Source organism: Polaribacter litoreus (genome assembly GCF_054584775.1).
The window spans coordinates 186608-199843 of sequence record NZ_JBTLRD010000002.1 but is presented as its reverse complement, the minus strand read 5'-3'; the positions used below and the strand labels follow the sequence as shown (position 1 = coordinate 199843).

The 13236-nt window shown below is 30.4% G+C and carries 13 protein-coding genes; 3 read left to right on the top strand and 10 right to left on the bottom strand.

Annotation, left to right across the window (positions count from 1 at the left end; translation table 11 throughout):
* Nucleotides 1-25: 25 nt before the first annotated feature.
* The 3 genes from ACW9UN_RS02040 to ACW9UN_RS02030 form a co-directional block, all read right to left on the bottom strand.
* Entirely contained in the window at nucleotides 26-769 is a 744-nt protein-coding gene (locus ACW9UN_RS02040; protein WP_459483427.1) for a phosphoribosyltransferase family protein, read from the bottom strand.
* A gap of 1 nt (nucleotide 770) precedes the next feature.
* Entirely contained in the window at nucleotides 771-2237 is a 1467-nt protein-coding gene (locus ACW9UN_RS02035; RefSeq protein ID WP_459483425.1) for a nicotinate phosphoribosyltransferase, read from the bottom strand.
* Nucleotides 2238-2350: 113 nt separating this feature from the next.
* Entirely contained in the window at nucleotides 2351-3025 is a 675-nt protein-coding gene (locus ACW9UN_RS02030; protein WP_459483423.1) for an NUDIX hydrolase, read from the bottom strand.
* 108 nt (nucleotides 3026-3133) lie between these two features.
* Between ACW9UN_RS02030 and ACW9UN_RS02025 the strand changes: the two genes are divergently transcribed.
* Nucleotides 3134-4045, top strand: a complete 912-nt coding sequence (locus ACW9UN_RS02025) for a septum formation inhibitor Maf (RefSeq protein WP_459483421.1) — start codon at nucleotides 3134-3136, stop codon at nucleotides 4043-4045.
* Nucleotides 4046-4132: 87 nt separating this feature from the next.
* Nucleotides 4133-4579: a KTSC domain-containing protein gene (locus ACW9UN_RS02020; protein WP_459483419.1), complete on the top strand. Its 447-nt coding sequence runs from the start codon at nucleotides 4133-4135 to the stop codon at nucleotides 4577-4579.
* 84 nt (nucleotides 4580-4663) lie between these two features.
* Here the strand turns inward: ACW9UN_RS02020 and ACW9UN_RS02015 are convergent, their stop codons facing one another.
* The 7 genes from ACW9UN_RS02015 to ACW9UN_RS01985 all read right to left on the bottom strand — a co-directional run bounded on the left by ACW9UN_RS02015 (nucleotide 4664) and on the right by ACW9UN_RS01985 (nucleotide 11375).
* Complete coding sequence (locus tag ACW9UN_RS02015) at nucleotides 4664-5371, bottom strand: pirin family protein (protein ID WP_459483417.1); 708 nt, start codon at nucleotides 5369-5371, stop codon at nucleotides 4664-4666.
* 132 nt (nucleotides 5372-5503) lie between these two features.
* Complete coding sequence (locus ACW9UN_RS02010; RefSeq protein WP_459483415.1) at nucleotides 5504-6376, bottom strand: pirin family protein; 873 nt, start codon at nucleotides 6374-6376, stop codon at nucleotides 5504-5506.
* Nucleotides 6377-6426: 50 nt separating this feature from the next.
* Complete coding sequence (locus ACW9UN_RS02005; protein ID WP_459483413.1) at nucleotides 6427-6864, bottom strand: MarR family winged helix-turn-helix transcriptional regulator; 438 nt, start codon at nucleotides 6862-6864, stop codon at nucleotides 6427-6429.
* Between the two features lie 183 nt (nucleotides 6865-7047).
* The gene (locus ACW9UN_RS02000; protein ID WP_459483411.1) at nucleotides 7048-7296 is read right to left on the bottom strand and encodes a glutaredoxin family protein; all 249 of its coding nucleotides are present in this window, start codon (nucleotides 7294-7296) and stop codon (nucleotides 7048-7050) included.
* A gap of 1 nt (nucleotide 7297) precedes the next feature.
* Nucleotides 7298-7834: an NADPH-dependent FMN reductase gene (locus ACW9UN_RS01995; RefSeq protein ID WP_459483409.1), complete on the bottom strand. Its 537-nt coding sequence runs from the start codon at nucleotides 7832-7834 to the stop codon at nucleotides 7298-7300.
* 515 nt (nucleotides 7835-8349) lie between these two features.
* Nucleotides 8350-10857, bottom strand: coding sequence for a S9 family peptidase (locus ACW9UN_RS01990; protein ID WP_459483407.1), 2508 nt, complete (start codon nucleotides 10855-10857; stop codon nucleotides 8350-8352).
* Between the two features lie 68 nt (nucleotides 10858-10925).
* Nucleotides 10926-11375, bottom strand: a complete 450-nt coding sequence (locus tag ACW9UN_RS01985; protein WP_459483405.1) for a nucleoside deaminase — start codon at nucleotides 11373-11375, stop codon at nucleotides 10926-10928.
* A 55-nt stretch (nucleotides 11376-11430) separates the two neighbouring features.
* Here ACW9UN_RS01985 and dxs point away from each other — a divergent pair, with 55 nt between their 5' ends.
* Nucleotides 11431-13212 (top strand): 1-deoxy-D-xylulose-5-phosphate synthase, encoded by a 1782-nt coding sequence (gene dxs / locus ACW9UN_RS01980; RefSeq protein ID WP_459483602.1) that lies wholly within the window; start codon nucleotides 11431-11433, stop codon nucleotides 13210-13212.
* Nucleotides 13213-13236 lie beyond the last annotated feature (24 nt).

Below are 13236 nucleotides of genomic sequence, written 5' to 3'. Positions count from 1 at the left end.
GATCAACATTAATAGTTGTTCATTTTTAAATCACCTTATACTGAGTAATAAATGCATCATCAATATCTTTGTAACTATTGGTGCAATAAATATGATGTATAGATTCTTTCAACTCTGTAAATCCGTAGTTAAATTGTGCATGTGAAACATATAAAAAAACTTTATTTGCACCTTGTTTTATTAATTCATCAGCCAAGAATTTAAACGTTCTTCCTCCATCTGCTAAATCATCAATAATAAGACAATCTTTCTTATTTACATTTCCTTGAATTTTAATTTTAGGTATTCCATTCTCCCGAACTTTGTTTGAAGGAATTAAATCAGTATTTAGCTTTTCTGCAAAATAATGTGTTGTCTTATAAGACCCAGCATCTGGACTAATTAAAACAGGTTTTCCAATTTTATTAAACGCTTGTTTTACGAATTCAAAACAATCTATCTCAACAGAATTATCAATTAATGCCAAAGCAACTGAACTGTGTGGGTGAAAAATTTGCACCTCATCAAAACTACAACTATTTATAAATTTTGAAATTATTTTCAAATCAAATGATTCTTGCTTGTTAAATCTTCTATCTGATCGTTGACCTATAAGACAGTAAACAGTAAGTGTTGCAGATCTTTTTTTATTTTTTTGATTTGAATCCCAAGCTTCTTTTATGGCTGCAATTCTGAATAAATCTTCATAGGTATTCCCTCTAATTTTAATATGTAAATCTCCTTCTTCTAAAATTCTAGCTGAAACTTGATTGTCCTTAAATTTTTTCACTTTATATTTCATCATATATAATTTTATTTACTCTTTCTCTGACTTGAAGTAAATTTGTTTGATTAAAAAATTCGCCATTCTCATAAATCAATTTTAATTCGCCTTCATTTTCTTCTTTTTCAGAAACTTCGTCAATTAAATAATAGTTACCCTTTTCTAAGATGACTTTTATCAATCCTTTAGCAGATTTTTTAACACCATCATCTGTAATTGGGTCTTTGAATATTTCTCTTCTCTCCCCTTTAACAACAACTGAAGTTGCTTTCATTGCAAAGCCAAAGGTATCTCTTGTATTAAATTGATACGTAAATGAACCAATACCTAAAACAATATTTGTAGATGCAAAACCTTTATCATACAAACGTTTACAAATTTGTTCTGCTCTTTCTGTTGTAATACTATCTCCATAAATAGCCCCTATTTTAGGATTTAGTACTTTAAAGCCTTGGTTGTTTATTGTACCTCCAAAAGTATCCCAAAGTAATTCAATAACTCCTTTTTCTTTTGAATTTTCTCCTCCTAGAACTTTACTTTCTCCACAAATAATATCAACAGGATTTCCACTATCTGGACGAATTACAAGTTTACCATTTCTATTTAAAATTTCATTTTTCAATTTAGGTAAATAGTTCGTTAATACTTTCCACAAATCCCAAGTATCACTTACTACAGATAAAATACCTTCAGGGTAAGTTTTCATCAACTCTCTGAATGTTTCTATTTCATCATCTTTTGTACCTGCACACATTACAGAATGTTCTGTTGCATTTACAGAACCAACTACAAAGTTTTTCGCATTGTAATACTTTCTCATTCCGTAGATTACTGGTAAACTATCTGACCCTAAAAACACACTTGCATGGCCCATTCCAGAAGAAATAGCACTTTGCAGACCTCCCATACCTCTCATAGAAAAATCGTGTCCCTGAAATTCTATAAAATCTAAATTATCTTTATCTGTTAAAAGTGCCCATTTTTTAAAAATACGTTTGTATAATATTGCTATTGTTGCAGATGTCATAGGTTGCCATAACATTGTAGATAATATCGTTTCTAAAAAGTTAGTTATCCAATAAAAATCTTTATGAGTATTAATTACGGTTAGTATTGGTACTCGGATTGCAACTTCATTGCCTTCTTCGATAGATTTTATCTTAATAGGCAAATATCTTAAATCGTGTAATTGTTCAAAATGCGCAACATCATAATCTGTATTTAAATATAATGAAAGCTCTTCTTTTATTTCTTTACAAACTTCATTTTTCTTTTTTAAAAAAAAGTTTTCTTCGAAATATTGATGTAACCATTTTATAACATATTGCTGACCGAAAGAAACTACTTTATCACAACCTTTTGGAGCATAGGTATTATTTCTTGGTGTCCAATTAGAATATACTTGTTCTGTACCTTTTGGGTATTGCTGATGATGACCAGTTTTGTAACCATCAGTTAAAAATAATGCATTCATAATATTCTTATTTTGCGTAATTACAACACAAATATAGAATGAGAATAATTATCCCGCAAGAAATATTTGCGTTTTTTTTACACAAATAAAATTTAACTCTGATTATCAGTAATTTAAATTTCAAAAATAATTCCTTCTTCTTTTAGCTGAAAGTATCTCTTTTGATTAAATTGAAACAAATTGGCTGGTCTTCCAGAACCTTTAGAAACTTTTTCATCCAATTCATCCAAGACATTTAAACCAATAATTTTCTTTCTAAAGTTACGTCTATCTATAGGTCTTCCTAAGAGTGTAGTGTATAATTTCTCTAAATCAGAAAACGGAAATTTTTTTTCTAGCAATTCAAAACCAATGGGTTCATAGGTAATCTTTGCTTGTAAACGTTCAATTGCCATTTCTAAAATTTCTTTATGGTCAAAAGACAAATCTGGCAAATCATCAATAGTAAACCATTTTGCTTCTTCTGCATCAGTAGAAGCAAAGAGTTTAAAGGCATCTGGTCTCACCAATCCAAAATAGGCTATGGAAACAATTCTTCCTCTTGGATCTCTTTCTGGTCTCCCAAACGTATAAAGTTGTTCTAAATAATTGATTTTTACACCCGTTTCTTCAAACAACTCTCTTTCGACAGCGGATTCTAATGATTCATCATCCTTTATAAAACCTCCAGGAATTGCCCATTTATTTTTAAAGGGTTCGTATTTTCGTTTGATTAGCAAAACTGTAATTTTACCATCTTCATAACCAAATACAACAGCATCAACTGTAAGTTTTATAGATTGACTCATAAGTATGTGTTTGTTTTACACAAAAATAAGAAATCCTTTTTAGTTTTGTTAACATTTTAAATTCTTAGATTCATACCTATTTATTGTAAATTAGTGTAAAATTTAAAAATGACACGAACCATAAATAGTTATTTTCCCATTTTTTTTAGTCTTATCTTTCTATTTTGCACAAATACAACGCCTAAAAAAGAAACGCTAGAAACAGAAAACACTACCATTAAATTTAAAAAGCATCAAAATTTCAATAAGTATTGGTATGCAGGAAAAGCAGAAATTACTTCTTACAAAATATCACAGGTGCGTTATGGAGAAATCTATGAAGGTACTGCTGTAAACATTTTTGTAACTGAAGATTTTTTACCAGAAAAACAAGTGAAGGCAGATTATCAAAATGATAAGAATGTTCCTATTTTAAAGCTAAACAGCACTAAAAAATTTACAACTGGTATATATCCGTATTCTTTAATGACAAGTACCTTCTCTCCTATTGATGTACACAAAAATGCCATTAAGATTTCTTTTTCATCTCAAGAATGGTGTGGAAATACTTTTGTTCAATTGAATAATAGAGACGATTATGAAATTCAATTTTATTCTTATTTTGAGAGCAATACTGATCGTAACATTAATTTGGAAAAGTATATTTTAGAAAATGAAATCTGGAATAAACTTCGAGTTTCACCTGAAAATTTACCTACTGGAAAATTACAAATAATACCTTCTTTTGAATATTTAGGATTAAACCACAAGAAATTTCTAGCTTATGAAGCTACATCAAAATTAATCGAAAAAGATGGTTTTATGATTTACGAAATTAACTATCCTACATTACAAAGAACTTTAAAAATAACAGCAACAAAAAATTTTCCGTACACAATAGAACGTTGGGAAGAAAACATCATCAGTAGAGGAAAAGAATTAACAACCATAGCAACAAAAATAAAAACAATACAATCTGCTTATTGGAATAAAAATAGTAAGGATGATGTTAAAGAACGAAAAGAATTGGGTTTGGATTAACTGAATTAAAAATCTAAATAGATGTTATAACTACTTCACTATCCATTTAATATCAATACTTTTACAGCCATTTTTAAAACAGCAGATATGAAACGTATAAAACAATATAAAAAGCTTTTTAATGTAGAAGGCGCTATCAATTTAAAAGAATTAAAAAGCAGCTATAGAAATTTAGTGAAAGAATGGCATCCAGATAAATTTCAGGATGAAGCTAAAAAAGCTGAGGCAGAAGATGTAAGTACTAATATTATTGATGGGTATCATTTTTTAGTAAGCATTGCACCAGAAACCAAAGAGGCAAATTTAGAGGCTTATAAAAAAACAATTACAGAATTTCAAGTGGCAGATTGGTATCATAAAAGTATGTTGTTAGAGGTTACTTTTACTGATGGAAATACGTATGAGTATTTTGGTGTAAATAAAATTCTTTTTGGCAAATTTATAAATGCAAAATCGATGAACAATTTTGGGAAACGAAACATCTTTAATAAATTCTTGTATCGAAAATCCAAGAAGGCAGCTGTAATGGCTTAAATATAGTACCCATTTTTTTCTCCTGAAAAAAGAGGTTATTATTACTTTTAAATAACCTCTTTTTTATAGATTGAATTGAGTAACCTAATTCATAGGCACATCAATAATCAATAATTTACTGTTTTTTGTAGCTTTTACAGTTACCTTATCTGTTTCTGATATTCCAACAGCATCTCTGTTTTCTAAAGTTTCGTCTGCTACTTTTACTTCACCATTTATCAAGAAAAAATAGGCTCCGTTTTTTAATTCGTACTCGGTTTCAAAACCTTCTTCTAAATCAATCCTAGAAATATATCCTTGCTGATAAATTGGTAAAGAACCTTTTACTTGTTTATTTCTTGGAGAAACTAAGGTTTGAAACTTGTTTTTTCTACCTTCTTCATCAAACACTTTCTGGTCGTAATAAGGCGTAACTTCTTGTTTTTCTGGTATAATCCAAAGTTGTAAAAAGTTACTTTCAGAAGTTTTACTATCGTTAAACTCTGAGTGTGTAATACCAGTTCCTGCACTCATTACTTGCACTTCACCAACTTCAATAGCTCGTTTGTTCCCCATACTATCTTTGTGAGACAAAGGTCCTGTAATTGGTATCGAAATGATTTCCATATTTCTATGAGGATGCGTACCAAAGCCCATTTTTGGTTGCACAACATCATCATTTAACACTCTTAACATCCCAAAATTCATTCTTTCTGGGTTTTGATAACTAGCAAAACTGAATGTATGATATGATTTTAACCATCCATGATTTGCGAATCCTCTTGTGCTTGCTTTGTGAATTGTTTTTTTCATTATAAACTTGTTTATAACCTTTAACTTGATTCAAGGTCTTGTTATTTTCTAGATTCTTGACTACTGAAGAATAACATTTTTTATTTTTTATAAATACCTACAAGGTTTTTAAAACCTTGTAGGAGGTTTATATTAATACAAATACCCCATTTTTCCTTGTTGATAGTCACGCATTGCTTCTAAAATTTCGGTTTGTGTGTTCATTACATAGGGTCCGTATTGAGTTATTTTCTCTTTGATAGGCTCGCCAGACAAAATTAAAAGTGTACTCTCTTTTTTCGCTTCAAATTTTATGGTATTTCCATCTTGATTGAAAACGATCATTTGGTTATCACCTTTTTTTAAAACCTCAACTTCATTTACCAAAATTTCACCATCTAAAAGGTAAATTAATGATTGATGATTTTCTGGAATCTCTACTTCTAGACATCCATTTTCATCAGCTTTTGCTGTAAATACATTTACCGAAGTTTGCGTTTTAATATTGCCTGTTATATTTTTCTGATTTCCAGCAACAATGTTTAATTGTACTTTTTTATCCTCAGAAAATATTTTTGGAATTTGCTCATCTTCTAAATGCTGATAATTGGGTGGCATCATTTTATCCTTTGCAGGTAGATTTAACCAGAGTTGAATCCCCTCTAAATCGCCTCCTTTTTTAACAAATTCTTTGGTGGGTGCTTCTGCATGAATAATGCCACGTCCTGCTGTTGTCCATTGTACACCACCAGCTTTTACTATCATTTCATTTCCTAAAGAATCTCTGTGCAATTGCTCTCCTTTAAATAATAATGTGATAGGCTCAAAACCTCTGTGAGGATGTGGACCTAAATCAAAAGGATTGTTAAATTCAGAAATTGCATAAGGGCCATAATGATGTAATAATATAAACGGATCTACATTTTCTATTCCTTGAGTTGGTAAGGGTTGGCGCAAACGAATTGGCCCCATATTTACAAGCGGACTTGTAACTGTTTTTTGAATTGTTTTATATTTTGGTTTCATAAATAGGATCATTTAATTTATTTTCCAAGGAAAATATTATGGTAATTTTTTTATCGAATTTTATCTAACAAGTCACTTAAAACTATAGCTTCTTCTTCTGTTAATTTTTCGAGAAACGATAAATTTTTATTATCATCTATTGTTTTAAGCAGTTCAAGCCCTTCCTTTTTAATTTGTACATAAACCACTCTTCTATCGTGTTCACATCGTTCTCTTTCGATCAAACACTTATCACATAATTTATCCATTAAACGAGTAGCATTGGGTGCTCTTTCAATCATTCTATCTTTAACAACTTGCACTTTTATTTTATCCTTGGCTCCTCTTAAAATTCGTAAAATATTATACTGTTGAGGAGATATTCCATAGGGTTTAAAAAACTCATTTTCTTTACTGCTCAACCAATTAGAAGTATATTTAATATTTATTAATGCCTTAAGCTTATTGCTTTTAAAAATAGATTTTATGTCTTTAGAAATATCTCCCATATTCAGTGTTCAGTAATCAGTAATCAGTAATCAGTAATCAGTAATCAAAAATAAAAAAGTGAGTTGGTAATTGTAAAATCATAATAAAAACATATCCCATTTACCATTAATATACTCTTCTCTCTACTAGCTTTTGTCTCTCTTCTATCTTTTAACTTCTATCCAAAGTTTCTTGTCTAAAAACTATGCCCTCAACTTTAAATCTTGCATTATTTTATTAAACTCTTCTGTTGTAGGGGTTAAATATACCTTGTTATCTATAAATAAAGTTGGAAATTTTGCAATACCCCCATACAGCTCTTTACTATGCGCTCTAGCTTCTGCATCTTTAGTTATATCTTTATAAACATAAGGTTCTTGGGTAGAATTTAAAAAGTTTTTAAAAGCCACTGTATATGCATGGCCTTGTTTACCATATAAGACTATCTTCATACTATAAATTTAATGCATTTTCAAATTCGTTTACTTTTTCTTTTAAAGCAAGCAATAATTCTTCATTTACCACTTTACCTTCTTTAAAATTGGCATAAAAGTTTGGAAAAGAAAAACTAACCAATTCTTTAGCTCCCATTCTAGAAAAACGTGCAATACCCGATTCTAAAACAAATCTACCTCCTAAACCACCAGGTGAAGCAGCCATTAATAATAATGGTTTGTCTCTAAAAACATTAGCCTCTACTCTTGAAGACCAATCGTAAATATTTTTAAAAGCGGCTGTATAAGAACTGTTGTGTTCTGCTAATGATAAAATAAAGCCATCGTACTTATCAAATAAAGCAGAAAAACGTTTTGCATTATTTGGTAAACCGTTTTCCTTTTCTTCATCTTCACTATATATTGGCATTGAAAAATCTCTTAAATCAATCATATCAAAATTAGTGTCTTTTAAGTTTTCTGCTGCAAAAGTTGCCAGTTGTTTATTGATAGAAGTTGAACTTGTGCTTCCTGCAAATGCTAATACTTTTTTCATTTTATCTCTATTTTATGATTTAAAGCTGTACAAAGTTACAAAATTAAATTTTATTTACCAAGGAAAATATATCCACGGAAATATTTTAAATTGATTTTAATTAATAGCTAACTGACCTGAGTTATGTTTAAAAACCGATGATTATTAACACCTTATAATTTTATTCTTTGAAACGAATGTCATCTCGACTAAAATGGGAAAATCTCAAATTTAAATTAAGATTTCTCAGCTACTCTACTTTCAATAAAAATTAATTTTTATCTCAGTTATATTAGAAATAACAAACTGCTGTTTTACAGTAAAATAAACCTGTATCAACCTAAAAAGCAATATCGAACTCATGTTAACTATATTCATAAACCCAAGTGTTAGATAAAAGTAGCAAGGCTTATAGCAACAATTAAGAAAAGAAGTGTATTGTAAACTAAAAAAATCCAAGTTTTGGAAAATGCCTAAAACTTGGATTTATATTTTTGGTATTCTTTACTTACCTTAAATTAAACAGATTACAAAAATTATTTATTTAGTGCTTTGTCTCTATTCATTTCAACAATATCAACAAAATTGGTTTCTTTACCTAGCAAATGTTTGCTAAAGTAATCGGCCTTTCTCCAAAACCAATATTCTCTGTTTTTAAAACCATGTCTGCTTCCAGGAAACAACATAAAATCGAAACGCTTATTGGCATTTATAAATGCATTTACCATTCTAATGGTACCTGATGGATGTACATTATTATCAACATCACCAGTGGCTAGTAAAATATTACCTTTTAAATTGTTTGCTAAAGATTGATTTTTATCAATCATATATTTATACTTTATTTTTCCATCTGCCTGAATTTCTTCTTTAATTCCATGATGCGTTTCACTCCACCAAGAATTATACACAGTATTATCATGATTTCCTGCAGATGATACAGCCACTTTAAAGAAATCTGGATACACTAACATAGCAGCTGTGGACATAAATCCACCACCTGAATGACCAAAAATTCCTACTTTTTCAATATCAATAAAATCGAATTTATCAGCCAATTGTTCTGCTACATATTTTTTATCAGCCAAACCATAATCACGCAAATTTCCATACCCATAAGTGTGATACCATTTAGAACGTGCAGGATGACCACCTCTGTTTCCTAAAGTAATAACCACAAAACCTACTTGTGCCAAACGATCGGTTCTGTCCATATACTGAGAAAAAGACTTATTTACAGCCTCTGTTTGTGGTCCAGGATATACATACTCTATTAACGGATATTTTTTAATAGAATCAAAATCGTAAGGTTTGTACATTACTCCATAAATATCTGTAACTCCATCTGCAGCTTTGGCTTTAAAAGGTTCTGGAAATTTGTATCCTGCTGCAAATAATTGCGATAAATCTGCTTCTTCCAATTGCATTACTAGCTTACCATTAGCGTCTCTTAACTCAGATTTTGGCACCGTATTTACTCTAGAATAATTACTAACAAAATATTGTTTGCTATCTGAAACACTAACTGACGAATTGTAATCACCAGGATTTAAAGACTTTAAACCAGTACCATTTAAATTGATTTTATACAGATGTGCATAATATGGATCTTGGTTTTTTGCTATTCCGTTTGCTGTAAAAAACAACTCTCTTGTTTTTTCGTTAATTCCTTCGAAGCTATCTACATGATATGGTCCACTAGTTACTTGTTTTTTTAAATTGCCATCAGTATCATACAAATAATAATGTCCCCAGCCATCTCGCTCAGACCAAAACAATATTTCTTGCTCATTATTAAATAATCGTATAGATTTTCCTCTATTTTCAATATACACATTAGAATGTTCTTCAATTAAGGTTTTTACCTCACCAGAAGCAATATCAGCAACATGAATATCTAATCTTTTACGATCTCTACTAACTGTACTAAAATAAATCTTGCCTTTTTTGGATAATAATTTTGTGGGATGATGCTCATCTTTTCTATCTGATTTTTTTCTTGGATAACTATAAATACTTAAGGATTGCTGTACTGTAGAATCTAACTCTATTTCTTTTTTTGATTTTGATGGCATATCAAAAACCAACATTTGATACTTATAAAACTCTTGTTCTCCAGGCATGTGGTATTTATAGGTTTCTAATTGAGGACGCCCTTTTTTAGTGGCATGAATCACCCATAAATCTTCTATATGTCTTGAATCCGTTCTTGTAAAAACGAACTTTTTAGAATCGTGAGACCAATATCCATAAATACGTTGTTTATCTTTTTCTGATTTTAACTTTTCTTTATCTGTTTTTCCATACATTCTGCCTCCATAACTAAAGTTTCGTTCACCATCTTTTGTCCATTGATGCTCTACTATTGTGGTATCCTTTTCGTCTTTTACAGCCTTCAAAAAATTTTGTTTATCCATCCAATACAAATTGTAATTTTTTGAATATAAAACAATTGAGCTATCAGGAGCAATAGTTGCCCATTTTTTCCAAGGCTCTTTCTTTTTCTTTTCTGTACCTAAAATAGTCAAACCATTGCCTCCCAATTTATATTCTAAATGGTACACTTTCTTTTCCATTTTAGGCTTTCCTTTTTTCTTCTTTTTGGTTTTGATAGTATCTTTTTTCACTTCACCTTCGTCTTCTTTTACCTCAACCTCTTCTTTAGAGGTTACATAAAAACGAATGGCTTTTTCATCTTTAGTAAATGTAAAGCTGAATTTTGGTAAATGCTTAGCTTCATAAGGGTCTTTAGTAATTTCAGACAACCATTTTGCCATTTTTACATTGTCAAATAATGGTTTTTTAGTTTTTTTATCAGCATCAACTATAAAATATTTAGCTCCTTCTGTTGATGTTTTGTATTGATACCAAAATCGGTTTCCTTTTTGTAGCCAATTTGGTCTTACAGCAGTAGAATGTACCATTTTCGCCATTTTTGTAGGCGAAAATCGGGCTGCTTGTCTGTAATTTGGTTGTGGTGTTTCTTGTGCCTTAATTGTTAAGAAAGACCCTAAAAAAAATAGGGTTAATAACGTGTTTTTCATTGTAAAAATTTGAATTAGGATTTAAAGTTACATGAAAAGAAATACCCTAACAAAACTTTAACAAATCCTTAATTCAGATTACGTTTTTCGATAAAGAAACGTTTTAAAATTTGAGCACACTCATTTTCTAAAATTCCACTTATTACTTTTGTCTTCGGATGCAAAGTTGTCTTTAAATTTACAAAACCTCTATCTGGCTCAGAAGCACCATAAACAATTTTACCTATTTGCGCCCAATAACTTGCGCCTGCACACATTTGGCAAGGCTCTAAAGTAACATACAACACACAATCTTTTAAATATTTACCTCCTAAAAAATCAGCCGCTGCTGTAAATGCTTGCATTTCTGCGTGTGCAGTTACATCGTTTAAGGTTTCTGTTAAATTATGCGCTCTTGCTATGATTTGATTATTGAATGTAACAATAGCACCTACAGGAATTTCACCTTTATCAAAAGCAATTTCTGCTTCTTGATAGGCTTTTTTCATAAAATATTCATCATCAAAAGGCTGTATCATTTTTAAGATTAAAAAATCAATATTACAAAAAGTTAAATTGTATTTTTGTATTTGGATGAAAAACTTGTTGAAAAATATATCCAATCCAAAGGATTTACGAAAGCTTAACCAAGAGCAATTACCGGTTTTGGCAAAGGAATTGCGAGAATTTATTATTGATATTGTATCAACCAAAGAAGGACACTTGGGTGCAAGTTTGGGTGTTGTAGAATTAACAATTGCCTTGCATTATTTGTTTGATACACCTAATGATTTATTAGTTTGGGATGTTGGACATCAAGCCTATGGACATAAAATTTTAACGGGAAGAAAAGACGTTTTTCATACCAATAGACAATTTGGTGGAATTGCAGGTTTTCCATCAAGAAAAGAAAGTGAATTTGATGCATTTGGTGTTGGGCACTCTTCTACTTCTATTTCTGCTGCTTTAGGAATGGCAATTGCATCGAACTTAAAAGGTGACAAAGATAAACAACATATTGCTGTAATTGGTGATGCTTCTATTGCAAGCGGAATGGCTTTTGAAGCGTTGAATCACGCAGGTGTTTCTAAAGCAAATTTACTCATCATTTTAAATGATAATGCTATTGGAATTGATCCGGCTGTTGGTGCTGTAAAAGAATATTTGACTAAGGTTAAATCCGACAGGAAATTAGCTGCTCAAAATAATATTATCAAAGCATTAAATTTTAATTATTCTGGACCTATTGATGGTCATAATTTACCAAAATTATTATCAGAATTAGAACGATTAAAATCTGTAAAAGGCCCGAAATTTTTACACATTATCACTACCAAAGGTAAAGGTTTACAAAAGGCTGAAGAAGACCAAATAACCTATCATGCTCCTGGTAAATTTGACAAAATTTCTGGAGAGCGTTTAAAAAAAGAAGCTAGTTTATTTACAAAATATCAAGATGTTTTTGGCAAAACCATTGTTGAACTCGCAGAAAAAAACGATAAAATTGTAGCAATTACACCTGCAATGTTAACAGGTAGTTCTTTAAACTTGATGCTAAAAAAATTTCCTAAACGAACTTTTGATGTTGGTATTGCAGAACAACATGCTGTTACTTTAGCTGCAGGAATTGCTACACAAGGTTTAGTACCTTTTTGTAATATTTATTCCACCTTTTTGCAAAGAGCTTACGATCAAGTGATTCATGATGTGGCTTTGCAAAATTTACCCGTAATTTTTTGTTTAGATAGAGCTGGTTTGGTTGGCGAAGATGGTGCTACACATCATGGAGTTTTTGATTTGGCTTATCTTAGATGTATACCAAACCTAATTATCTTTGCACCAAGAAACGAAATTGAATTGCGCAATATTTTATATACAGCTCAATTGGGTTTAAAAAATCCGATTGCCATTCGTTATCCTAGAGGTTATGGCCATCTAAAAGAATGGCAACAACCATTTTGTAAAATTGAAATTGGTAAAGGAACCTGTTTAAAAGAAGGCAATAAAATTGCTATTTTAAGTGTTGGAACCATTGAAAAAAATGTTTCTGAGGCGATTCTTTTATCCGAAGAAAAACCAAATAAAAAAGGTTGTATTTCTCATTTTGATATGCGTTTTATAAAACCTTTGGATGAAAACTTATTACACTCCATTTTTCAAAAACACGAAACAATTATTACTGTAGAAGATGGTGCAATACAAGGTGGATTTGGTTCTGCAATTACTGAATTTGCTGCTGCTCATCATTATCAAAATCAACTAAAAATACTAGGTATTAAAGATCAATTTATTGAACATGGTGCTACAAATAGCCTTCTATACGAATTGGCCTTAGATGTTAAAAGTTTAGCAGATTTGTTTCAATTATACCTATAAAACGCTTTGCTTTAGGGAAATCAA

Excerpts from the sequence above, each read along its gene's own strand:
- ACW9UN_RS02035 (WP_459483425.1), bottom strand. The coding sequence starts at position 2,237 with ATGAATGCATTATTTTTAACTGATGGTTACAAAACTGGTCATCATCAG.
- ACW9UN_RS02030 (WP_459483423.1), bottom strand. The coding sequence starts at position 3,025 with ATGAGTCAATCTATAAAACTTACAGTTGATGCTGTTGTATTTGGTTAT.
- ACW9UN_RS02015 (WP_459483417.1), bottom strand. The coding sequence starts at position 5,371 with ATGAAAAAAACAATTCACAAAGCAAGCACAAGAGGATTCGCAAATCAT.
- dxs (WP_459483602.1), top strand. The coding sequence starts at position 11,431 with ATGAAAAACTTGTTGAAAAATATATCCAATCCAAAGGATTTACGAAAG.
- ACW9UN_RS01990 (WP_459483407.1), bottom strand. The coding sequence starts at position 10,857 with ATGAAAAACACGTTATTAACCCTATTTTTTTTAGGGTCTTTCTTAACA.
- ACW9UN_RS02000 (WP_459483411.1), bottom strand. The coding sequence starts at position 7,296 with ATGAAGATAGTCTTATATGGTAAACAAGGCCATGCATATACAGTGGCT.
- ACW9UN_RS02005 (WP_459483413.1), bottom strand. The coding sequence starts at position 6,864 with ATGGGAGATATTTCTAAAGACATAAAATCTATTTTTAAAAGCAATAAG.
- ACW9UN_RS02025 (WP_459483421.1), top strand. The coding sequence starts at position 3,134 with ATGACACGAACCATAAATAGTTATTTTCCCATTTTTTTTAGTCTTATC.
- ACW9UN_RS02020 (WP_459483419.1), top strand. The coding sequence starts at position 4,133 with ATGAAACGTATAAAACAATATAAAAAGCTTTTTAATGTAGAAGGCGCT.
- ACW9UN_RS01995 (WP_459483409.1), bottom strand. The coding sequence starts at position 7,834 with ATGAAAAAAGTATTAGCATTTGCAGGAAGCACAAGTTCAACTTCTATC.
- ACW9UN_RS02010 (WP_459483415.1), bottom strand. The coding sequence starts at position 6,376 with ATGAAACCAAAATATAAAACAATTCAAAAAACAGTTACAAGTCCGCTT.
- ACW9UN_RS01985 (WP_459483405.1), bottom strand. The coding sequence starts at position 11,375 with ATGATACAGCCTTTTGATGATGAATATTTTATGAAAAAAGCCTATCAA.